Origin of the sequence: Pseudoxanthomonas sp. GM95 (assembly GCF_900109775.1) — a bacterium.
GTDB lineage: Bacteria > Pseudomonadota > Gammaproteobacteria > Xanthomonadales > Xanthomonadaceae > Pseudoxanthomonas_A.
This window is the reverse complement of sequence record NZ_FOAX01000003.1, coordinates 539,258-558,839: the sequence shown is the minus strand read 5'-3', so window position 1 is coordinate 558,839 and position 19,582 is coordinate 539,258. Positions and strand designations below refer to the sequence as shown.

The window sequence follows — 19,582 nt, the reverse complement described above, 5'->3', positions numbered from 1 at the left end:
CGCGCCTCTTACAATAGGCCGATGAATATGCCCAATCCCGCCGTCCGCCTGAAGAACGCCTGGCGTTCCAGCCATCCTTGGATCTTCCAGAAACTGGTGGACAAGCCGCCGCAGAAGCCCAAGCCCGGCACCATCGTCGACGTGTTCGGCGTGGACAACGACTGGGTGGGCCGCGGGTTCTACAACGGCCACTCGCGCATCGCCGTGCGCATCCTGGAAACCGATCCGGATGTGCAGGTGGACCAGGCCTGGTTCCACGACAAGATCGCCCAGGCGGTGTCGCTGCGCCGCGAGGTGCTGAAGCTGGACGAGGTGTCCGACGCCTGGCGCGTGGTCCACAGCGAGGGCGATGGACTGTCCGGCCTGGTGGTGGACCGCTACGGCGACCTGATCGTGGTCGAGTTCTTCGCAGCGGGCATGTTCCGCCATCGCGAATGGATCTTCGAGGCGCTGCGCGCGCAGTTCCCGGGCTGCCGCTTCCATGCCTTCGCCGAAGAACACGTGCAGAAGCAGGAGAGCTTCGACTTCCACAGTACCTCCGGCACCGAGGCCGAGGTCATCACCGAGTACGGCGTGAAGTTCCGTGCCGACCCGGCCGGCGCGCACAAGACCGGCTTCTTCGCCGACCAGCGCGAGAACCGCCAGTGGCTGAGCCAGCACGCGGCCGGCAAGACCGTGCTGGACCTGTGCTGCAATACCGGCGGCTTTGCCGTGTACGCCGCCGCGCGTGGCGCCAGCGAAGTCATCGGCGTGGACATCGACGAGGACGTGATCGCCATTGCCAAGGGCAATGCCAAGCTCAACGGCGTGCGGCCCAAGTTCGTCCAGGCCGACATCTTCCCCTACCTGCGCGACGCCGCCGCCCGGGGCGATGCCTACGACATGGTGATCCTGGACCCGGCCAAGATGACCCGCGACCGCGAGCAGGTCATCGCCGCGCTCAAGAAATACCTGGACATGAACAAGCTGGCCCTGGGCGTGGTCAAGCCGGGCGGCCTGCTGGCCACGTTCTCCTGCACCGGCCTGGTGGCCGAAGACCAGTTCCTGGACATGCTGCGCCGCGCGGCCTACTTCTCCGGCCGCACGATCCAGATCCTCAAGGTCTCCGGCGCCGGCCCCGACCACCCCTTCATGGCCCACGTCCAGGAATCGCGCTACCTCAAGGCGGTGTTCTGCCGGGTGTTCTGATCCGCGATGAGGGCCCTGGGCTCAGGCCTTGGGCCATTCGCGGAAGTTTACGCAGACCGTGGTCGCGTCCAGCATTGCGAACTCGCGCGCGCCCCACGGCTTGAGCTGCACCGTGCGTGCATTGGGATGCAGCAGCAGCGGCGCACGAGCGGCCATTTCGAGATACACCGCGTCGACATCGTCCACCTCGATGCCCAGCTCGGGTCGGTCCTTGGCGGCGTATTCGGGGCTGGCGACAACGTAGGCCTTGGCGCCGTCGCGGGCGATGACCGCCATGGCGTCGTCCCGATACAGCAGCTCAAACCCCAGCGCATCGACGAAGAAGGCCAGCCCGTCATCCAACCGGTCATAGAAGAGCTTGGGGATCAGGTTCTTGAACATGACGGCCACCTGGTCGTGATGCGAATCCGGTCTACAGCGTCACGCGTGCCGGCTCCTGGGCCGGCGCCGACGTGGTCTGGGGTGCGAGGGTTCGGCTTGCGTTGATCTCCTCGATCTTTTGTGCAGAAACCGCCTGCGGTGTTTGAAGGGCCTGGGCGACCTCCATCGAGGCCCGGCGCTGGGCGGGATCCTGCAGGCCGCCCTCCACCAGGAACACCCTGGCGCTGCTTCCATCGCCCGCGTCGCGCCCGAGCATCACGTGGTCCACGCGGCTCAAGCCTTGCTCCTTGGCCAGGGCAAGCAGGCTGTGGCTCATGCGGTTGGTGTCCTCGCCATGGCCGTAACCCTGCGCGGAGACGCCGGCCTCGATCTGCTTGAAGAGGGCGTGGTCCGGGTGGCTGGGCTGGTCTGCGCCGTTGCGTTCCGGGATGACGCCAGGTGTCCTGACCCCTTCGAACACGATCGGCACATGGGTGAACGTGGTCGCGGTGTGGTCGAAATGATGCGCGGTCGGCGGCGTGGTGCTGGTGTCCTGATAGGGCATCGGCCGGGTATCGCTGCCCAGGTGGATGCCGTTCTGCTCCATCAGGTTTTCACTGAGGTGCAGCTGCTGCAGGTTCATCTGTAGCTGCGCCTTGCCATCGCCGTAGGCGCGCTCGGACTGAACAATCACGCCGGTGCCCCAGGCGCCGTAATAGTTGGCGTAGTCGGAGTTGCCATGGTGGCCAAGCCTGGCCCGCGCTGGAGAATGATCGAAGTAGTTCTTGCCCATCGCCTCCACATTGGCCGCAGTCGGCTGCATGTGCAGGTTGGCATCCAGGCTGATGTTGGGCTTGGCGGTGTAGGTGTAGTTGGGCGCGGTGCCGGCACGGTCGATGAAATCTGCTGCGCGGAACGGACTGGCCGTGTAGACATCTTCAAGCGTCGCATTGGGCTTGGTGTGCTGGACCATGCCGACCAGCGCGTTCCAGCCGGCCACTTCGGCACCAGCCTCGTCGCGCCGGTTGGCAGCGATCAGGGTGCCCAAGACGGGCGTGTAGTCGTGCGTGGGTCCCTTGCCTTCGGCGACGGTCTTGGCGCCGGCGATGAAGTCATTCGTGGCTTTTTCGGTCGCGGCGTGGTTGAAGCCATGCTGCAGCTCGTGGCCCAGGACAAAGGTGGGCTCGCCCGCGTCGAACGGGACACCCGCAGGCGGGCTGGCCAGCACGGAGAGCGGCAGGCGCATTTCCTTATCGGTGCCGTTGTACTCGCCACCGGCGTTTGTGCCGACGGGCAAGGGCACGATGTGCTTGAGGTGGCCTTGCTTGACCGCCTCGTTGATCTGGCTCACCAGGGCGGGGGAATTGTTGATGATGCTGGTGAGGTTGCTGGCGTGGTCGGCGCTGACGCCAGGCTGCTTGGCGAATTCATCCAGCAATCCCTGGGCTTCCTTGGACAATGGCATGTCGGCACTCCTTGGCCTTTAGGGAATGGTCACCATGCGGACGCAACGATGGGCGGCCGCTTCTGCGGTTTCGCCCTGCGGGTACACGCTGACCCGCAGGCCCGGCTTGTCGAACCACTCACTCACAAACCGTCCGTGCTCGGCGCTATATGGCGTGCGCTTGAATCCAAGTGCCTCCAGTTTCGCGGTGAAGGCGTCGTAATCCATTTGGCAGATGCCCGTCATCGGTGCATCGGCCTGCGAAGGGTTGAAGCTGAACTCGAACTTCGCTGCGCCTGGCGCGGTGGCATCCAGGCTCACACCGTAGGTCCATTGCGCGTTGAGCGACTCACCGAAGCCATAGCGCGCGCTGCCATTGCGTGCGCCTTCCATCGGCACGCCTAGTTTCTGGCTGATGTGCGCAGGCGTCAGGTCAGCCAGTCCCTGGCTATCGCCGATCAGGTCGAGTACGCGCTGCAGCGCAAGCGACGCGTCCAGCCTGGGCGCGGCCGTGGGTGTGGCAGTGGTCATGGCGGGTTCCTCCTTGGAAGGCTTGGACAGCGGGGCATGCGAACACGCTGGCAGCGCCATGCAGGTGGCCAGCAGGAACGTAATGGAACGGGTAGGGCTCATGCGGCGGGTGATCCTCATGCAGCAATGCCTTGCGCGCAGCCATCTGGACAGGAGCGCCCGGCGAGTGAACCACCTGGCCGGCGACCCTGCAACCTGGCCCGCGCGGTGGTCAACATTTCGCCAGCGCCAAAAAGCCTTTGTCAGCGCGCACGCCGCCGTGCATTGCCCCTATGATCGGATCACCCTCACCCCCTTTCGAGACACCATGAAACTGCGCGGTCTTTCCCTGTTCGTTGCGTTGTCGCTGGCAGCTGGCCAGGCGGCGGCGGTGGAGTTCACCCAGGCCGAGCTGGCCCGGGCCACGGCGCTGCAGAAGAAGCTGGTGACGCTGGATTCGCATCTGGATACGCCGGCCAATTTCGAGCGGGCGGACTTCGACATCCTGGCAGCGCACCCGGACAACAAGCTGTCGCAGGTGGACTACCCGCGCATGGTGGCCGGCGCGCTGGATGGCGGCTTCTGGGCGGTCTACACCGGGCAGACCGATCGCAGTGCCAAGGCGCACCTGGAAGATCGCGATGACGGCCTGCAGCGCCTGTCTGTGATCCACCAGCTGCTGGCCGCGCATCCGGACAAGTTCGAGGAAGCGACCACGCCGGCCGATGCGGCGCGCATCAAGGGCGAGGGCAAGCGCATCGTCTACATCAGCATGGAGAACGCCAGCCCGCTGGTGGCCGATCCGTCACTGCTGTCGTTCTATTACAAGCAGGGTCTGCGCCTGATGAGCACGGCGCACTTCCTCAACAACGAGTTCGCCGATTCGGCCACCGATCCGAAGGGCCCGGAATGGCATGGCCTGAGCCCGGCCGGCAAACAGCTGGTCCAGGACGCGCAGAAGCTCGGGATCGTCATCGATCAGTCGCATGCCTCCGATGAGGTGTTCGACCAGCTGATCGCGATGTCGCCGGTGCCGATCCTGCTCTCGCACAGCGGCGCGCGCGCCGTGCACGATCATCCGCGCAACATCGACGATGCCCGCCTGAAAGTGCTGGCCAAGCACGGCGGCGTGATCCAGATGAACTCCTACAGCGGCTACCTGATCGACAACGGCGCCAGCGCCGAGCGCAAAACCGCCGAGGGCGCGCTGATGGGCAAGTACGGCGATTGGGAGCACATGAAGGTCGCCGATGGCGCGCAGCTCACCGCGGACCTGAAGGCGCTGGATGCCAAATACCCGGTCAAGCACGCGACGCTGGATGACTTTCTGGAACATCTGGAACACACGCTCAAGCTGATCGGCCCCGAACACGTCGGCATCGGCATGGACTGGGACGGCGGCGGCGGCGTGGAAGGCATGGAAGATGTCTCCGACCTGCCCAAGATCACCGCCTGGCTGCTGCGCAAGGGTTACACCGAAAAGCAGATCGCCGGCATCTGGGGCGGCAACGTGCTGCGCGTGATGCAGCAGGCGCAGGACTGGGCGGCCAAGCAGCCCAAGTAAGGCGCAAGCGTGCGGCGCCCGTGGCTTCGTGCCGGGCGCCGCGCTTCAATAGAAGCATCAGGGCCGACCATGCTGTTACTGGAAGTCATCCGCTGGGGGAATGATGCGGCGCATCCGCTGACCGGCGGCCCGGATGGCCCGGACACCTGCTTCCTGGTCCAGGCGCACTCGGTAGAAAGCGCCGCGGCGCTGGTGGATCGTCAGCTCTCGCTGGTGCCGCACACGCGCGTCGCGCCGCACGCGGCGGCGGTCTATCTGCTGGGCAATGCAGCGGCTTCGGAGACCAAGGAACAGATCGTGCGCGGCCCGTATCTCCAGCCTGCCTATCGCTATGGCTGGCGGCACTGGTATCGCCTTGCGCCGGAAGAACCGTGGCGGGAGCGCGTGGATGACTGAGCTTCAGGCCGCATCGAAAGCAGCTTTGAGCAGTCTTCCCGCAATGCATGCAGACGTCGCGTCGCGGTGGATCGGCAGCATCTCCTGTTGCGACACGGGGCGTCTGTTGCGGTGCGTGAGGCCATGAAGAGGGTGGGCCGGATCTTGGTCATCGCCATCCTGCTGTCCGGGTGGGTCGCGGCATTTGCGACCACCACGCCCAAGCCATGGTGGCTGACGTTGCTCGGGCTTGGCCTTGGGAGCGTGATGGGCATCCTGCGGTCGCGTGCCGCGCGGGCAGGCACTTCGACGCGAACGGCGACCGTGCTGGGCTGGCTTGGCTGCATCGCACTGCTGGTCCTGGCGATGGCCTTTGCCGAAGACATGTTCCTCGGCGCGTGGGCGACGAGCGTGTTGGCTTGCCTGCTGGTGGATCGCGCGTGCTCGTTCGTTGTGGGTTACTGGCCTGCCGCGAACGCTGCGGGGAGCGGGAAAGCCGGCTGAGTGCGGAATCGGGCCAAGGCCATTGCGCAGGACATAGCTTTTGATGGATGCCTCGCGGCAGTGGCGTATTTTGTGGGCAGCTAGAACCGATCGCAGCAAGGTGGTTCAATCTGGCCTTCAGCCCTTCGACGCCCATCGAAGGTTCTCGGCAGTGGGGCATGCAAAGGAGTGCGCAGCGTGGGTGGATTGAGCATCTGGCACTGGATCGTCGTGCTGATCGTCTTGGGAATTCCAGTCGCCATCGGCCTGATCGTGTGGTTGGTGATCCGTGCAACGAAACGGCAGGTTCCTGCAGGTACTCAAGCGCATTGCCAGATGATGGTTCCGCACGCCACGCCCGAGCAACGCTTGAACGCGCTGCAGGACCTGTATGCGAAAGGTCTCATCAACGAGGCCGAATACACCGCACAGCGCACGGCCATCCTGCAAGCCATCTAGCGAGCGGCCGGCGCAATCGATCGTCGCGAGCATCGCCCGTGACCTGATTGTCATGCCGGTTTCACCCTCGCGTTGGGCCGGCGATTGAAGACTCGTGCTTCCCCCACAAGGAGCACGTGCATGAACACACGACGCGATTTCCTGGCGGCCGCGGCCGCGGGTTCGGCCCTGTTCGCGGCGGCCCCGCTGATGGCGCAAAGCGGCGAGGCGAAGATCGGGGCGGTGGTGCCCACGCAGGGCGCACGCGGCGCGCTGCCCATGCCGATCAATGCACCCGGCACGTTCAAGCGCTTCGTGCCGGTCACGCGCATCGGCCAGGGCGGGGCGCCGGCGGGTAACAACTTCCAGGCCAACACGCCGCAGGACATCGACGCGATGCTGCAGGCGGCGTGGGACGGCGGCATGCGCACCTTCGATACGTCGCCGTGGTACGGACTGGGGTTGAGCGAACGGCGCTTCGGGCATTTCCTGAGCAACCAGCCGCGCGATGCGTATGTGCTGTCGACCAAGATCGGGCGCGTGCTCACCGCCAGCAGCGCGCCGTCGAAAACCAGCTGGAAGCAGCCCTCGCCGTTCGACTATCGCTACGACTACAGCGCGGCCGGCGTGCGTCGCAGCGTGGAAGACAGCCTGCAGCGGCTGGGCGTGTCGCGGCTGGATATCGTCTACGTGCACGACCTGTCGCCGGACAATGGCGACATGGGCGCGCGCTGGACCGAGTACTTCACCCAGGCCGAAAAAGGCGCCTTCCCCGAGTTGACTAGGATGCGCGAAGAAGGGCTGATCAAGGCCTGGGGCATGGGCGTCAACACGCCGCAGCCGGCGCTACGCGCGATTGAGGTCGCCGACCCGGACATGATGCTGCTGGCCTGCCAGTACTCGCTGCTGGATCACGACCAAGCGCTGCGCGAGACCTTCCCCAAACTACAGGCGCGCGATGTGTCGGTAATGGTGGGATCGCCGCTGCTGGCCGGCTATCTGGTCGGGCGCGAGCGCTATCTCTACGGTGGCCGCCCGGTGCCCAAAGGCGCGGCGGAGAAGCGCCGCCTGGCCGGTGAGATCGCCCAGCGCCACGGCGTAGACCTGCGCACCGCCGCGCTGCAGTTTGCGGCCGCACCGACGCTCGTGTCTTCGATCATTCCCGGCGCGCGCAATGCGGCGCAGGCGGCGGCCAATGCCGAGTCGATGCGGGTGGCGATCCCGGCCGCGTTCTGGGAGGACCTGCGCCGGGCGAAGGTGATCACCGCCGAGGCGCCGGTGCCGCGCAGCGCCTGATCGCGCGGGCGCCGCTCCGCGACGTTTCCACGTCCAAGATGGACCAGCGTTGCGCGTGGCCCACAGCGCTATGCTCCGCGCGTCGAGACCCCGGCCTTCCCGGCCGGCCATGGAGCGTCGGATGAAGACTTCACCGCGTTGGTTCAAGGGGGTTGCCGTCGTTGCGTTGCTGTGGAACCTGCTGGGCTGCCTGGCGTTCGCGGCGGACCTGCAGCTGTCGCCGGAGGACATCGCCCAACTTCCGCAGGCGCAGCAGGCGCTTTATGCGGCGCGCCCGGCCTGGGCGATCGCGGCCACTGCAGCCGCGGTCCTGGGCGGCGCGCTGGGTTGCATCGGCCTGCTGCTGGGCCGGGCATGGGCATTGTGGCTGCTGGTGATCTCGCTGATCGGCATCGTGGTGCAGGACATCGGCCTGTTCGTGCTGGTGGACGGCGCGCACCTGGCCGGGCCGGTGGCGGTGGTCATGCAGTCGCTGGTGCTGGTGATCGGGATCGCGTTGCTCCTGCTGGCGCGCCGCGGCATCCAGCGCCGTTGGCTGGTGTAACCGCGCGGGACAAGGCGCAAACGGGCGCGCGTCCCGTTTGGCGTCAACCCGCCGTCCACGCAGGCTTGCGGCGCTCGCGACAAGCCGCAAGAGCACGCGTTCGACTCCGGCGCACCGGTTTGCACATTGCCGAGGGCTGCGGCACAGTGCGCGGCCCTTAAGCACAGGCACGGCCTTGGCCATGAAGCTCGGCATCGATTTCGGCACCAGCAACTCGGCCGCGGCCGCGGTGGTGGATGGGGCGATCGTGCCGGTGCAGTTCGGCGACGACGCGCAGTTCAAGACCTCGGTGTACTTCCCCGAGGTGATGCGCGAAGCGGACGACTTCAAGCTGACCAGCGCGCAGGAGTTCCAGCTGGAGCAGCTGGTCGACGCCGGCCGTCGCGAGGCGCAGGCGCTGGGCCAGGTCCGCACCGACGCGGCCCTGCGCGCGGCCGCGCTGCGGGTGGTGCGCCGCGAGTGGATGGAAGCGCAGATGCGCGAGCCGCGCAGTTCAGCGGCGTTGCTGCAGAACGCGGTCTACGGCGAGGACGCGCTGGACGCCTATTTCGCCGAGGGCGAGGGCAACCTGGTGCAGAGCCCCAAGTCGATGCTGGGCTACGACCTGCATCCGCGCGCGCGCCAGACCATCACCGGTATCGCCACCCACATCCTGGAACACATCCGCCTGACCGCGCAGCGCCAGCTGGGCCAGCCGGTGCGCGCGGCCACGCTGGGCCGGCCGGTGCAGTTCCGCAGTTCGATGGGCGATGGCGGCAATACGCAGGCGCTGGACATCCTGCACGAGGCGGCGCTGGCGGCCGGCTTCGATGCGGTGGATTTCCTCGAAGAACCCTCGGCTGCGGCGATGCGCCACCACGCGGCCAGCGATACACGCCATGAAGTGGTGGTGGTGGACATCGGCGGTGGCACCACCGACGTGGCCCATGCCGATGTCGGCGGGCAGCAGGCGCCGCGCGTGCGTCGCGCCTGGGGCATCGCGCGCGGTGGCACCGATATCGACCTGGCCTTGAGCCTGGCCGGCTTCATGCCGCTGTTCGGCCGCGGCGTCACCCGCGTGCCCAACCACCACTACACCGATGCGGCGACCGTGCACGACCTCACCCGCCAGCGCGATTTCACCCGGGCCAAGTTCGGCGACAAGGTGCCGCAGCCGTTCCGCGATCGCTTGATCTCGCTGCAGGACACCGGCAACACCGCGCGCCTGTCGCGCGGGGTGGAGCGCAGCAAGATCGCGCTGAGCACCGCGCCCACGCACGTGGCCACGCTGGACTACATCGAAGCCGGCCTGGTGGCGCCGCTGCAGGCCGACGGGCTGGCCATTGCCGCCGGCGGTTTCCTGAGCGAGATGCGCGCACTGCTGGCGCAGGTGGCCGCCGATATCGGACACGATCCCGATGCGGTGTTCCTCACCGGTGGCATGTCGCGCGCGCCGTACGTGCGCCAGGCCACGGCCGAAGCCTTCCCGCGTTCGCGCCTGGTCCACGGCGATCCGTCGTTCGGCGTGGTGCAGGGCCTGGCGCTGGCCGCCGCACGCGGCCACTGAAGGCGCGTCTCAGGCCGCGGTCAGCGGATAGCCGGAGAACGGCTTGACCTCGTCCATGAGGAAGTGGGAGACGATCTTCTCCACCCCGTAATCGCCGCCCAGCAGCGAGCGGGCGATGTCCTTCCAGTGGTGCACGTCGTGCACGATCACCCGCAGCAGGTAGTCGTAGGAGCCGGACACGCGGCTGGCCTCGACCACCTCGGGCATGGCCAGGATGCGGTGGTCGAACTCGGTGAATTCCTCCAGCGCGTGCTGCTTGAAGGTCACCTGCGCCAGCACGATCGTGGCCGAGCGGATCCGGTCTACCGCCACGTGCGCGCGATAGCTGCGGATCAGGCCGCGCTCTTCCAGCGCCCGCACCCGCGCCAGGCAGGCGCTGGGCGAGAGCGCGACGCGTTCGGACAGGGCCTGGTTGGTGATCCGTGCATCCTGCTGCAGCACATCGAGGATCTTCAGGTCGGTGCGGTCGGGCGATTTGCTGGACATGGCGAGGGGTTTCCGGTGAAAGCGGCCGCGACCGCACTGCACGATGTGCGCAATTGGCAGGTGCAGGCTGCAGATCCTGCGTTATTGCCCATGGTAACCCACCGTTCCTGCGGCGAGATCGAAATAAATTCCCTTGAATTTCAGTGGATTGTGAGATTTCAGCCCTCCGTGGTTTCTGCTGGACGCGATTTTGGATTTCACCTACTACTGCTGCACAGCAGGAGTTCGCTGCCGGCGCGATGGGGAGATCGCCGCCGGCCCACGGGGAAACCGGATGTCCCCGCAACCCGCCAACGTCCAAAGGGGACCGATCACCATGAAGTCGCTGACCACCACCGCCCTCTCCCGCGCCGTGCGCGCCGCCTGCGTGCTGGGCCTCGCCGCAGCCAGCGCCGCGCCGGCCTTCGCCCAGGACAGCAGCGCCAGCGCGACCACCGCGCAGGCCAAGGACCTCAAGACCGTCGTGGTCACCGCCGGCAAGCGCAACGAATCGGTGCGCGAGATCGCCGGCTCGGTCAGCGCCGTCACCGCGGCCGAACTGGACGCGCTGGGCGCGCAGAGCATGTCCGACTACATCCAGCGTACGCCGGGCGTGGTGTTCAACAGCTACCAGCCGGGCGTGTCGCACGTGGTGATGCGCGGCATCGCGACCAGCTCGGGTAACGTGCAGGGCCAGACCACCACCGGCTACTTCCTCAACGAAGTGCCGCTGACCGAGCCGGGCTTCACCATCGTGGTGCCGGACATCGACACCTTCGACCTCAACCGTGTCGAAGTGCTGCGCGGGCCGCAGGGCACGCTGTTCGGCTCGGCCTCGATGGGCGGCGCGATCAACTACATCGCCAACGTGGCTGACACCAGCGGCTTCGACGCGGCGGCCGAGGCCACGGTCAGCAAGACCAAGAACGCCGATGTCGGCTTCGGCGGCAAGGCGATGGTCAACGTGCCGATCAAGACCGATGTGCTGGCCGTGCGCGCGGTGGCGCAGTACCGAGATGACCCGGGCTACATCGACAACATCGGCACCGGCAAGGACGGCGCCAACACCACCAAGCTGGCCGGTGGCCGTTTCTCCGCGGTGCTGACGCCCAACGAAGACACCACGCTGAGCTGGCTGAGCCTGCTGCAGAACACCGATTCGGACGACAACGCCTACCAGATCGAAGGCCTGGGCGACCTCAAGCGCAACACCGCCGTGCCCGAGTACACCAATACCAAGGTGGCCGTGCACAGCCTGCGCCTGGACCAGCGCTTCGATGGCATGACCTTCACCGCGCTGGCCGCCTACCAGAAGAAGAAGCAGGACTGGCGCTTCGACTACACGCCGATCCGCGGCGCCTACAACGCCGACCTGGATCTGGACCTGACCAGCCCGTTGTCGATCTATTCCGGCGGCGAAAGCACCGGCAAGAGCATCGAGCTGCGCCTGGCGTCGGACAAGGGCAGTCGCTTCGAGTGGCTGGTCGGCGGCATGTACTTCGACACCAGCAAGGACCTGTACGAAACCATCGGCGCCGATGGCGCGGCCGCGGCGTTCGACAATTCCTCGCTGTACGGCCCGGGCGCCGGTGCGGTGATCGCGCCGGATGGCCGCATCTTCAATGCGTTCTACACGCACCTTGATGGCTCGGAAGCCGCGCTGTTCGGCGAAGGTTCGTTCTCCTTCACGCCCGAATGGAAGCTCACCGTCGGCGGCCGCCTGTTCCGCACCAAGGTCGAGTCGACCTCGACCCAGGTCGGCTTCTCCACCTATCCGGGCGACCCGCTGGTGACGCCGTCGCAGACCAAGGAAAGCGGCTTCAACCCGAAGGTCTCGCTGTCCTACACGCCCAGTGACACCGTGATGTTCTATGGCCTGGTGTCCGAAGGCTTCCGCTTCGGCACGCCGAATACGAGCGGCCTGAGCGCATACCCGATTCCCTCCGGCTCCAAGTCCGACAGCCTGGTCAACTACGAACTGGGCACGCGCACCAGCTGGGCCGATGGCCGCTTGCTGGTCGATGCCACCGCGTTCTACGTCGACTGGAAGGACATCCAGCTGCGCCTGCAGACGCCGGACTTCTACAACTACGCGGCCAACGGCGGCAAGGCGTACAGCCGCGGCATCGAGCTGTCCACGCAGTGGCGTCCGACCGACCAGTTCGAGTGGGCCAGCAGCGTGACCTGGCAGCAGGCCCGCCTGGATGAGGATCTCTTCATCCTGTACTACGGCACCGCGCCGGCCGGCTCGCAGCTGCCGGGCTCGGCCGACTGGTCGATCAACAACACGTTGCGCTATCACTTCGACGCGGCCTACGAACCGACCCTGGCGCTGTCGCACCAGTACCTGGGCAGCGGCATCAGCGACCTCAACTCGGCCGTGCCCGGCGCCACGCCCAACGCGCAGGGCAACTACAACCTGTTCGACCTGCGCTACAGCATGACCTTCGGCAGCACCGAGGTCAGCCTGTGGAGCACCAACCTCACCGACAAGCGCGGCGTCACCCGCGAAGTGGCCGAGGTCAACGGCATCGGCCAGGGCATCGTGCGTCCGCGCACCGTCGGCATGACGGTGCACTGGAAGTACTGATCGATTGCCCGCGCCGGTGCGCCGTCCTGCGATGACGCACCGGCCAGGCCGAGACCATGATGTCGTTGCTTTTCTTTCCTGCTTTCCCCCATACGCGGCGCCACCGTGCGCCGCGATGTCGCGTGCAAGCACGTCCCTTGATGCCAGGAGCCCTGCCATGAGCGATGCCTTCCTCCCGTTGGGGCGCTGGCGCCAGGCGCTGCATCGCAAGTCGATCGATGCGGTGGTCGCCGATACCGAACGCGCCGGCCTGCAGCGCAAGCTTGGCGCCGGCAGCCTGCTGATCCTGGGCATCGCCAACATCCTCGGCGCCGGCATCTACGTGATGACCGGCGAGGCCGCGGCGAGCTTCGCCGGGCCGGCGGTGCTGCTCTCGTTCGTGCTGGCCGCGCTGGCGTGCGGATTCACCGGCCTGTGTTACGCGGAGCTGTCGTCGGTCATCCCGGTGTCCGGCTCGGCCTACAGCTATTGCTACGTAACCCTGGGCGAAGGCTGCGCCTGGGCGCTGGGCTGGATGGTGATCCTGGAATACGTGCTGTCGGCCTCGGCCGTGGCCGCGGGTTTCGCCGGCTACCTGAGCAGCCTGCTCGGCGACCTGGGCGTGCACGTGCCGGCGTGGCTGACGACCTCCACGCTGACCGCCGTGCAGCAGCACGGCCACACCGTGCTGGCCAACAGCGGTGGCTTCAACCTGGTCGCCGCATTGGCGGTGCTGGTCGCCGCGCTGGTGTTGATCGCCGGCGTCAGCCAGTCGGCGCTGGTCAACGCGGTGCTGGTGGTGATCAAGGTCGCGGTGCTGGTGTCTTTCATCGTGGTCGGCGCGCGCTATGTGCAACCGGCGCACTGGCAGCCGTTCCTGCCGCCCAACGAAGGCGGCTTCGCATTTGGCTGGCCCGGGGTGATGCGTGCGGCGGCGATGCTGTTCTTCGCCTATCTCGGGTTCGAAACCGTGTCGATGGCGGCCTCGGAGACGCGCAATCCGCGCCGCGACGTGCCATTCGGCATTCTCGGCTCGCTGATCGTGTGCACGCTGCTGTACATCGCCGCGGGCGCGGTGCTGACCGGCATTGTGCCGTTCCGCGAACTCGGCGTGCCCGATCCGGTGGCGCTGGCGGTGGATCGCATGGGTTGGCCGGGCTTTGCGGTGCTGATCAAGATCGGCGCGCTCACTGGATTGGGCTCGGTGCTGCTCGCCAACGGCTACGGCGTGTCGCGCGTGGCGGTGAACATCGGCCGCGACGGCCTGCTGCCGCCGCTGTTCGCGCAGGTCCACAAGACCCGCCGCACGCCGTGGCTGGGCAACCTGGTGTTCGGCGTGATCGCCGCGCTACTCGCCGCGCTGCTGCCGATCAGCGTACTGGGCGACCTGATCTGTCTGGGGATCGCCTCGGCCTTCATCGTGGTGTGCATCGCAGTGATGTGGCTGCGCTCGGTGCGGCCGGAGCTTCGTGGCGGCTTCCGCGTGCCGCTGGGCGGCATGTGGATCGGCAAGGCCTGGATCGGCACCGTGCCGGTGCTGGGCATCGTGCTGTGCCTGACCATGATGGCGCCGGTGCTGGGCGACATGGCCCAGCAGGTGCGTCGTGGCGATCCGCTGCCGGCGCTGATCCTGGCCGGCTACGTCTTGGCCGGTTTCATCCTTTATTTCACCTATGGCCAGCGCCACGCGCGCCGGCTCGCACATGCGCGGGCGTTGGCCGCGCAGGACCCGCACGCTGATGTCGTTCCCTGAAGTTCCCCTGGCCCAGGCGCTCGCGCTGGGCCGCCTCGACGCGCACGACCAGGCTGCGCTGCTTGCTCGTGGCGAGGTGTCCCCGGCCGAACTGACTGCCGCGGCGATCGCGCGCGCGCAGCATTTCGAACCGACGCTGGCCGCGTTGAGCCACCGCGATTTCGAACGCGCGCTGGCCCATGCCGCCACGCTGGCGAAACCGGACGTCGACGCGCCGATGCGTGGCGTGCCGTGGTTGCCGAAGGATTCGCTGCGCGTGCTCGGCATGCCGACCCGTGGCGGGTCGCGTAGCCGCACGAGTGCGCCGGCGGCCGACCAGCATGCGTTCGCACAGCGCTGTGCGGATGCCGGCCTGGTGGCGCTGGGCAAGAGCGCGATGCCGGAATTCGGCCTGATGGGCGTGACCGAGCCGCTGCTTGGGCCGGTGACGCGTAATCCTTGGGCACTCGCGCATTCGCCCGGCGGTTCCAGCGGTGGCGCGGGCGCGGCGCTGGCCGCCGGCGTGGTGCCATTGGCGCAGGGTAGCGATGGCGCGGGCTCGATCCGCATTCCTGCCTCGGCCTGCGGCGTGGTTGGCCTCAAGCCCGGTCGCGGCACCACGGTGCGGGTGCGGTCGCGCCATCCGATCGAAGACCTGATCGTCGCCGACAGCCTGATGTCGCGCAGCGTGCGCGATACCGCGTGGGCCTTCGCCGCGCTGCATCCGCAGCAACCCGCGCCGGTGACCGTGCCGCTGTCGCGCGCGCTGCGGATCGGCGTGGTCAGCGACACGCTGCAGGGTGTCGCGCCCGAGCCGCAGGTCGCCGCCGCTCTGGCACAGGCCGTGGCGCTGTGCGAAGCGCTCGGCCATCGCGTCGAGGTCGCCACGTTGCCGCTGCCGGGTGCGCAGGTCTTCGATGCCGGGATGACGCTGTGGTCGCACCTGGGCGCCGATGCGCTGGAGCTGGCCGAAGTCGCCTTTGGCGCGGACGGTGCGCGCGCGGCGCTGGAGCCGTTCACCGTCGGCCTGTCGGACTGGAACCGCGCGCATTGCGGCTTTGCCGAATTGGAACGCGCCTACGCCGTGCTGGCCGCGCTGCCCGGCGCCTTCAACACCTTCCACGCGCAATACGACGTGCTGCTGACGCCGACGCTGCGCACGCCGTCGCCACGCATCGGCACCTTCGCGCCGGATGGCGATTTCGCGACGGTGTTCGCCGGCATGTTCGACTGGATGGGCTACACACCGCTGCAGAACCTGGCCGGGACGCCGGCGATCAGCTTGCCGCTGGTGCATGGCGCCGACGGCCCGCCGATCGGCGTGCAGTTCGCCGCTGACCGTGGCCAGGAGCCGCTGCTGCTTGCGCTGGCCCTGCAACTGGAATCCGCCGCGCCGTGGCGCGATCGTTGGCCGCCGGTGTCGGTGGCCGCTTCTGAACCCTGCAAGGAACCCCGCTGATGGGACATGCCCGCGACAGCCGCTTCGCCGCGCGCGATACCAACGATGTGCTGCGCCTGCTGGCCGCGCACCCGCTTGCCTGGCTGGTGTCGGCCGGTGGCGACGATGCCTGCTTCAGCCCGCTGCCGCTGCGTGCGCAGCTGGATGACGCCGGCCAGCTGGTCGGCTTGATGGGCCACATGGCGCGGCGCAATCCGCACGTGGCGCGCTTGGCGCGCGATCCCAAGGCAGTGGCGCTGGTGCTGGGTCCGCACGCCTACGTCTCGCCGAGCTGGCTGGACGACCGCACCCAGGCGCCGACCTGGAACTACGCCGCCGCGGTGTTCCAGCTCGACATTACGGTGAGCGAAGCGCCGCAAGACATCGCCGACGAACTCGATGCGCTGGTCACCCAGATGGAAGCCGGGCGCGAACGCGCCTGGGCGGTGGCCGAGATGGGCGCGCGTTACGAGAAACTCGCCGTCGGCGTCACCGCCTTGCGCGCGCGCATCACCGGCCTGCACAGCACCTTCAAGCTGGGCCAGGACGAAGCGCCGCATGATTTTTCCCAGATCATCGCTGGGCTAATTCGTGGCGACGAACACGCGTTGGTCGCGCTGATGCAGGACTTCGCCGCCAGCGAGCGCGGAGACGCGGCATGAATGCGTCGCTGGAGGCGCTGGACCCGCAGATCCGCGGCTTCGTCGAAGACGTGTGCAGCAAGGGCGCGCGCCTGCGTGCCGGCCGTGAGCTGGACTGGCCGCAGCGCCGGGTGATCGCCGAGATCGTGCGCACGCCGTGGCGCGCAGGCGGTCCGCAAATGCTGCGTAGCGAAGACATCACCGTGGACGCGCCGGCCGGCGCGTTCCGCGTGCGCGTGCTGCGTCCATCCACGGCGCCGTCCACCGCGCCGGCGCTGGTCTACATCCACGGTGGCGGCTGGTGCATGTTCAGTATCGACACGCACGACCGGCTGCTGCGCGAGTACGCGCACGGCGCCGGCATCGTGGTGGTGGCGATCGACTACGCGCTGTCGCCGGAGCATCGCTTCCCGGTCGCGCAGGATCAGTGTGTGGCCGCCATCGACTGGCTGCGCCAGCACGCGGGCGATTTCGGCATCGACGCCTCGCGGCTGGCGCTGGGTGGCGATTCGGCCGGCGCCAACCTGGCGCTGACCACCGCGCTGCGCCTGCGCGAAAGCGGACAGCTGGCCGGCATCGCGGCGCTGCTGTTGAACTATGGCGCGTTCGATATCGCCATCTCGCCGCAGGCCGCGCGCCTGGGCACGGCCGAAGACCTGCTGACCGTGCCGGAAATGGCTGAGTTCTGGACCTGTTATCTCGGTCCGGATTGGGCGCAGTGCCGTGATCCGCTGGCCGTGCCGATGCACGCCGCGCTGCACGGCCTGCCGCCGTCGTTGCTGCTGTACGGCGACCGCGACGTGCTGGGCGAACAGAGCGAGGCGATGGCTGCGTGCTTGCAGGCGGCCGGCAGCGTGGCCGAGCTGCGCCGCTATCGCGGCGCGCCGCACAGCTTCGTCGAGGCGATGTCGGTCTCCGACCAGGCGCGCGCGGCGGTCGGCAGTGGTGCAGCGTGGCTGCGTCGGTATCTTGTTCCTTCATCCCAGGAGAGCGCCGCATGACGCGTGCTGTTTTTCGCCGCTTGCTCGGCGCCGCATGCTGCATCGGCGCGTTGTCCGCCGCTGCGCAACCTTCGGCAACGCCACACCTGCCCACGCCGGCCGATTTCGTCGCGCTGGCCCAGGTCGGCGATCCGCAGATCAGCCCCGACGGCACGCAGATCGTCTATGGCGTGGCCACGCCGCAGGGCGATGGCAAGCCCGCGCACAGCCAGCTCAAGCTGATCGCCGCCACCGGCAAGGCCGCGCCACGGCCGCTGGACGGCGCGGGCGCGGCGAACGATGCTGGCGCGCACTGGTCGGCTGATGGTCGCCAGGTGTTGTTCCTCTCCGACCGAAAACTGCCCGATGCAGGCGAAGCCGCGAAACCGGCCGCGATGCAGGTCTGGCGCGCCGACGCCGACGGTCGCAACGCCAAGGCGCTCACCCGCGCGGCCGGCGATATCGCCGCCTTCGCGCTCTCGACCGATGGCGCCCAGCTCGCGTATCTGGCCACCGATCCGCCGTCGCCGGCCGCGCAGGCGCGCATCGCCGCCAAGGACGACGCGGTCGAAGTCGGGCATCCGACGCTGTTCAAGCGCCTCTGGGTGCAGGATCTCGCCACCGGCCAGGCGCGGGTGATCAGCCCGCCCAACCTGCAGGTGCAGGACGTAGCGTGGGCGCCGGACGGCAGGACGCTGGCGCTGCGCGTGTCCGACGACACCACACTGAGCGGCTACTGGTACCAGTCGCGCGTGGTGCTGCTGTCGCTGGCCGACGGGACGTTGAGTGCACCGCTGGAAAGCCTGTCGTCGGCGTTCCCGCTGCAGTTCTCGCCCGACGGCCGCAAGCTGCTGTACGGCCACATCGCGCCGTACGGCATGGTCGCCACGGTCTATGCGCACGACCTGGCCAGCGGCAAGCGCGTGGCGCTGGCCGAGGACTGGCCGGGCACGCTGTGGCTGGCGCGCTGGCAGGACGACGACACGCTGATCGCGCAGGGCCTACATGGCGTGCGCGGCGAGTTCCTGCGCGTCGATGCCAACACCGGCGCGTGGCGCACGCTGGCCAGGCCGCAGATCGCCTATCCCAGCTTCAGCACCGCGCGTAGCGGTCGCACCGCCTTCATCGGCCTGCGCGACGACCAGCCGGCCGAGGTGTGGACGCTGGACGGCGGCAAGCTCGCCACGCGCACCGACAGCAATCCGCAGGTCGCCGGCTGGGCGCATGGCCAGGTGCGCGAACTCGCATGGAATTCCTCGAAGGACGGCCGCCGCATCACCGGCGTGCTGATCACCCCGCCGGGTTGGAAGGCCGGCACGCCGCTGCCGACGCTGGTCGAACTGCACGGCGGTCCAGGGGAGGCGTGGTGGTCGGGCTGGATGGGCTCGTGGCACGACTGGGCGCAGTTGCTGAGTACGTGCGGCTATGCGGTGTTCTTGCCCAATCCGCGCGGTTCGGAAGGCCAGGGCCATGCGTTCACCGAACTGGCCCGCCACGACTGGGGCGGTGCGGACTTCCAGGACATCCTCGATGGCGTCGACATGCTGGAGCGCGAAGGCGTGATCGATCCGCAGCGACTGGGGATCGGCGGCTGGAGCTACGGTGGCTACATGTCGGCGTGGGCGGTGACGCAGTCCAAGCGCTTCAAGGCCGCGATTGTCGGCGCTGGCGTGATCGACATCGGTGCGATGGCGCTGACCACCGACGTGCCGACCTACCTGCCGGGCTACTTCGGCGACCCGGTCACCAACCGCGCCGAGTACGACGCGCATTCGCCGATTCGCTACGTGGACAAAGTGAGCACGCCGGTGCTGATCCTGCACGGCGAGGTCGATGCGCGCGTGCCGTTGAGCCAGGGCCAGATGTTCTATCGCGCACTCAAGTTCCATGGCACGCCGGTGGAGATGGTCACCTATCCACGCGGGCCGCACTGGTTCACCGAGCAGGCCGCCGGCCGCGACGTCCAGCAGCGCGTGCTGGACTGGCTGCAGACGCACCTGCAGTGACGG

The 19,582-nt window shown here is 67.9% G+C and carries 18 protein-coding genes; 14 read left to right on the top strand and 4 right to left on the bottom strand.

The annotated features are described in order from the left end of the window. The first annotated feature begins 21 nt into the window (after positions 1-21). Positions 22-1,188: a class I SAM-dependent rRNA methyltransferase gene (locus BMZ17_RS17235; RefSeq protein ID WP_093141599.1), complete on the top strand. Its 1,167-nt coding sequence runs from the start codon at positions 22-24 to the stop codon at positions 1,186-1,188. A 21-nt stretch (positions 1,189-1,209) separates the two neighbouring features. Here the strand turns inward: BMZ17_RS17235 and BMZ17_RS17230 are convergent, their stop codons facing one another. From BMZ17_RS17230 to BMZ17_RS17220, 3 genes are read right to left on the bottom strand one after another with little or no spacing between them, the layout of a single operon-like run. Continuing rightward, positions 1,210-1,569 (bottom strand): VOC family protein, encoded by a 360-nt coding sequence (locus BMZ17_RS17230; protein ID WP_093141594.1) that lies wholly within the window; start codon positions 1,567-1,569, stop codon positions 1,210-1,212. A 31-nt stretch (positions 1,570-1,600) separates the two neighbouring features. Next, the gene (locus BMZ17_RS17225) at positions 1,601-3,013 is read right to left on the bottom strand and encodes an XVIPCD domain-containing protein (RefSeq protein WP_093141590.1); all 1,413 of its coding nucleotides are present in this window, start codon (positions 3,011-3,013) and stop codon (positions 1,601-1,603) included. Between the two features lie 18 nt (positions 3,014-3,031). Next, on the bottom strand, positions 3,032-3,625 hold the full coding sequence (locus BMZ17_RS17220; protein ID WP_093141587.1) for a hypothetical protein: 594 nt from the start codon (positions 3,623-3,625) through the stop codon (positions 3,032-3,034). 205 nt (positions 3,626-3,830) lie between these two features. Here BMZ17_RS17220 and BMZ17_RS17215 point away from each other — a divergent pair, with 205 nt between their 5' ends. The 7 genes from BMZ17_RS17215 to BMZ17_RS17185 all read left to right on the top strand — a co-directional run bounded on the left by BMZ17_RS17215 (position 3,831) and on the right by BMZ17_RS17185 (position 9,748). Then, positions 3,831-5,066: a dipeptidase gene (locus tag BMZ17_RS17215; protein WP_093141582.1), complete on the top strand. Its 1,236-nt coding sequence runs from the start codon at positions 3,831-3,833 to the stop codon at positions 5,064-5,066. A 69-nt stretch (positions 5,067-5,135) separates the two neighbouring features. Beyond that, positions 5,136-5,462, top strand: a complete 327-nt coding sequence (locus BMZ17_RS17210; RefSeq protein ID WP_093141577.1) for a hypothetical protein — start codon at positions 5,136-5,138, stop codon at positions 5,460-5,462. A 144-nt stretch (positions 5,463-5,606) separates the two neighbouring features. Further along, positions 5,607-5,945: a hypothetical protein gene (locus BMZ17_RS17205; protein ID WP_139202994.1), complete on the top strand. Its 339-nt coding sequence runs from the start codon at positions 5,607-5,609 to the stop codon at positions 5,943-5,945. Positions 5,946-6,122: 177 nt separating this feature from the next. Beyond that, positions 6,123-6,383, top strand: coding sequence for an SHOCT domain-containing protein (locus tag BMZ17_RS17200; RefSeq protein WP_093142359.1), 261 nt, complete (start codon positions 6,123-6,125; stop codon positions 6,381-6,383). Between the two features lie 120 nt (positions 6,384-6,503). Continuing rightward, on the top strand, positions 6,504-7,658 hold the full coding sequence (locus BMZ17_RS17195) for an aldo/keto reductase (protein WP_093141567.1): 1,155 nt from the start codon (positions 6,504-6,506) through the stop codon (positions 7,656-7,658). Between the two features lie 121 nt (positions 7,659-7,779). Beyond that, entirely contained in the window at positions 7,780-8,202 is a 423-nt protein-coding gene (locus BMZ17_RS17190) for a hypothetical protein (protein ID WP_093141561.1), read from the top strand. A gap of 181 nt (positions 8,203-8,383) precedes the next feature. Then, a complete protein-coding gene (locus tag BMZ17_RS17185; RefSeq protein WP_093141556.1) occupies positions 8,384-9,748 on the top strand; it encodes an Hsp70 family protein in 1,365 nt (454 codons plus the stop codon). A gap of 9 nt (positions 9,749-9,757) precedes the next feature. Here BMZ17_RS17185 and BMZ17_RS17180 read toward each other — a convergent pair whose 3' ends face one another. Next, on the bottom strand, positions 9,758-10,234 hold the full coding sequence (locus BMZ17_RS17180; protein WP_093141551.1) for an Lrp/AsnC family transcriptional regulator: 477 nt from the start codon (positions 10,232-10,234) through the stop codon (positions 9,758-9,760). Positions 10,235-10,550: 316 nt separating this feature from the next. Between BMZ17_RS17180 and BMZ17_RS17175 the strand changes: the two genes are divergently transcribed. The 6 genes from BMZ17_RS17175 (at position 10,551) to BMZ17_RS17150 (ending at position 19,579) form a co-directional block, all read left to right on the top strand. Next, a complete protein-coding gene (locus BMZ17_RS17175; protein ID WP_175485657.1) occupies positions 10,551-12,803 on the top strand; it encodes a TonB-dependent receptor in 2,253 nt (750 codons plus the stop codon). A 157-nt stretch (positions 12,804-12,960) separates the two neighbouring features. After that, positions 12,961-14,535, top strand: coding sequence for an APC family permease (locus BMZ17_RS17170; RefSeq protein WP_093141541.1), 1,575 nt, complete (start codon positions 12,961-12,963; stop codon positions 14,533-14,535). Continuing rightward, positions 14,522-15,973, top strand: coding sequence for an amidase family protein (locus tag BMZ17_RS17165; protein ID WP_175485656.1), 1,452 nt, complete (start codon positions 14,522-14,524; stop codon positions 15,971-15,973). Before BMZ17_RS17170 ends, BMZ17_RS17165 begins: the two co-directional genes overlap by 14 nt. Next, positions 15,973-16,614: an FMN-binding negative transcriptional regulator gene (locus BMZ17_RS17160; protein WP_093141531.1), complete on the top strand. Its 642-nt coding sequence runs from the start codon at positions 15,973-15,975 to the stop codon at positions 16,612-16,614. The genes BMZ17_RS17165 and BMZ17_RS17160 overlap by 1 nt, the downstream gene beginning before the upstream one ends. Further along, entirely contained in the window at positions 16,611-17,594 is a 984-nt protein-coding gene (locus BMZ17_RS17155) for an alpha/beta hydrolase (RefSeq protein WP_093141526.1), read from the top strand. The genes BMZ17_RS17160 and BMZ17_RS17155 overlap by 4 nt, the downstream gene beginning before the upstream one ends. Continuing rightward, positions 17,591-19,579 carry a S9 family peptidase gene (locus BMZ17_RS17150; protein ID WP_093141522.1) on the top strand — a complete coding sequence of 663 codons (1,989 nt, stop codon included), beginning with the start codon at positions 17,591-17,593 and terminating at the stop codon, positions 19,577-19,579. Before BMZ17_RS17155 ends, BMZ17_RS17150 begins: the two co-directional genes overlap by 4 nt. Positions 19,580-19,582: the final 3 nt, after the last annotated feature.

What these genes read in the sequence shown, in the direction of transcription:
- BMZ17_RS17235 (WP_093141599.1), top strand. Translation starts at nt 22, where the DNA reads ATGAATATGCCCAATCCCGCCGTCCGCCTGAAGAACGCCTGGCGTTCC.
- BMZ17_RS17230 (WP_093141594.1), bottom strand. Translation starts at nt 1,569, where the DNA reads ATGTTCAAGAACCTGATCCCCAAGCTCTTCTATGACCGGTTGGATGAC.
- BMZ17_RS17225 (WP_093141590.1), bottom strand. Translation starts at nt 3,013, where the DNA reads ATGCCATTGTCCAAGGAAGCCCAGGGATTGCTGGATGAATTCGCCAAG.
- BMZ17_RS17220 (WP_093141587.1), bottom strand. Translation starts at nt 3,625, where the DNA reads ATGAGCCCTACCCGTTCCATTACGTTCCTGCTGGCCACCTGCATGGCG.
- BMZ17_RS17215 (WP_093141582.1), top strand. Translation starts at nt 3,831, where the DNA reads ATGAAACTGCGCGGTCTTTCCCTGTTCGTTGCGTTGTCGCTGGCAGCT.
- BMZ17_RS17210 (WP_093141577.1), top strand. Translation starts at nt 5,136, where the DNA reads ATGCTGTTACTGGAAGTCATCCGCTGGGGGAATGATGCGGCGCATCCG.
- BMZ17_RS17195 (WP_093141567.1), top strand. Translation starts at nt 6,504, where the DNA reads ATGAACACACGACGCGATTTCCTGGCGGCCGCGGCCGCGGGTTCGGCC.
- BMZ17_RS17190 (WP_093141561.1), top strand. Translation starts at nt 7,780, where the DNA reads ATGAAGACTTCACCGCGTTGGTTCAAGGGGGTTGCCGTCGTTGCGTTG.
- BMZ17_RS17185 (WP_093141556.1), top strand. Translation starts at nt 8,384, where the DNA reads ATGAAGCTCGGCATCGATTTCGGCACCAGCAACTCGGCCGCGGCCGCG.
- BMZ17_RS17180 (WP_093141551.1), bottom strand. Translation starts at nt 10,234, where the DNA reads ATGTCCAGCAAATCGCCCGACCGCACCGACCTGAAGATCCTCGATGTG.
- BMZ17_RS17175 (WP_175485657.1), top strand. Translation starts at nt 10,551, where the DNA reads ATGAAGTCGCTGACCACCACCGCCCTCTCCCGCGCCGTGCGCGCCGCC.
- BMZ17_RS17170 (WP_093141541.1), top strand. Translation starts at nt 12,961, where the DNA reads ATGAGCGATGCCTTCCTCCCGTTGGGGCGCTGGCGCCAGGCGCTGCAT.
- BMZ17_RS17165 (WP_175485656.1), top strand. Translation starts at nt 14,522, where the DNA reads ATGTCGTTCCCTGAAGTTCCCCTGGCCCAGGCGCTCGCGCTGGGCCGC.
- BMZ17_RS17160 (WP_093141531.1), top strand. Translation starts at nt 15,973, where the DNA reads ATGGGACATGCCCGCGACAGCCGCTTCGCCGCGCGCGATACCAACGAT.
- BMZ17_RS17155 (WP_093141526.1), top strand. Translation starts at nt 16,611, where the DNA reads ATGAATGCGTCGCTGGAGGCGCTGGACCCGCAGATCCGCGGCTTCGTC.
- BMZ17_RS17150 (WP_093141522.1), top strand. Translation starts at nt 17,591, where the DNA reads ATGACGCGTGCTGTTTTTCGCCGCTTGCTCGGCGCCGCATGCTGCATC.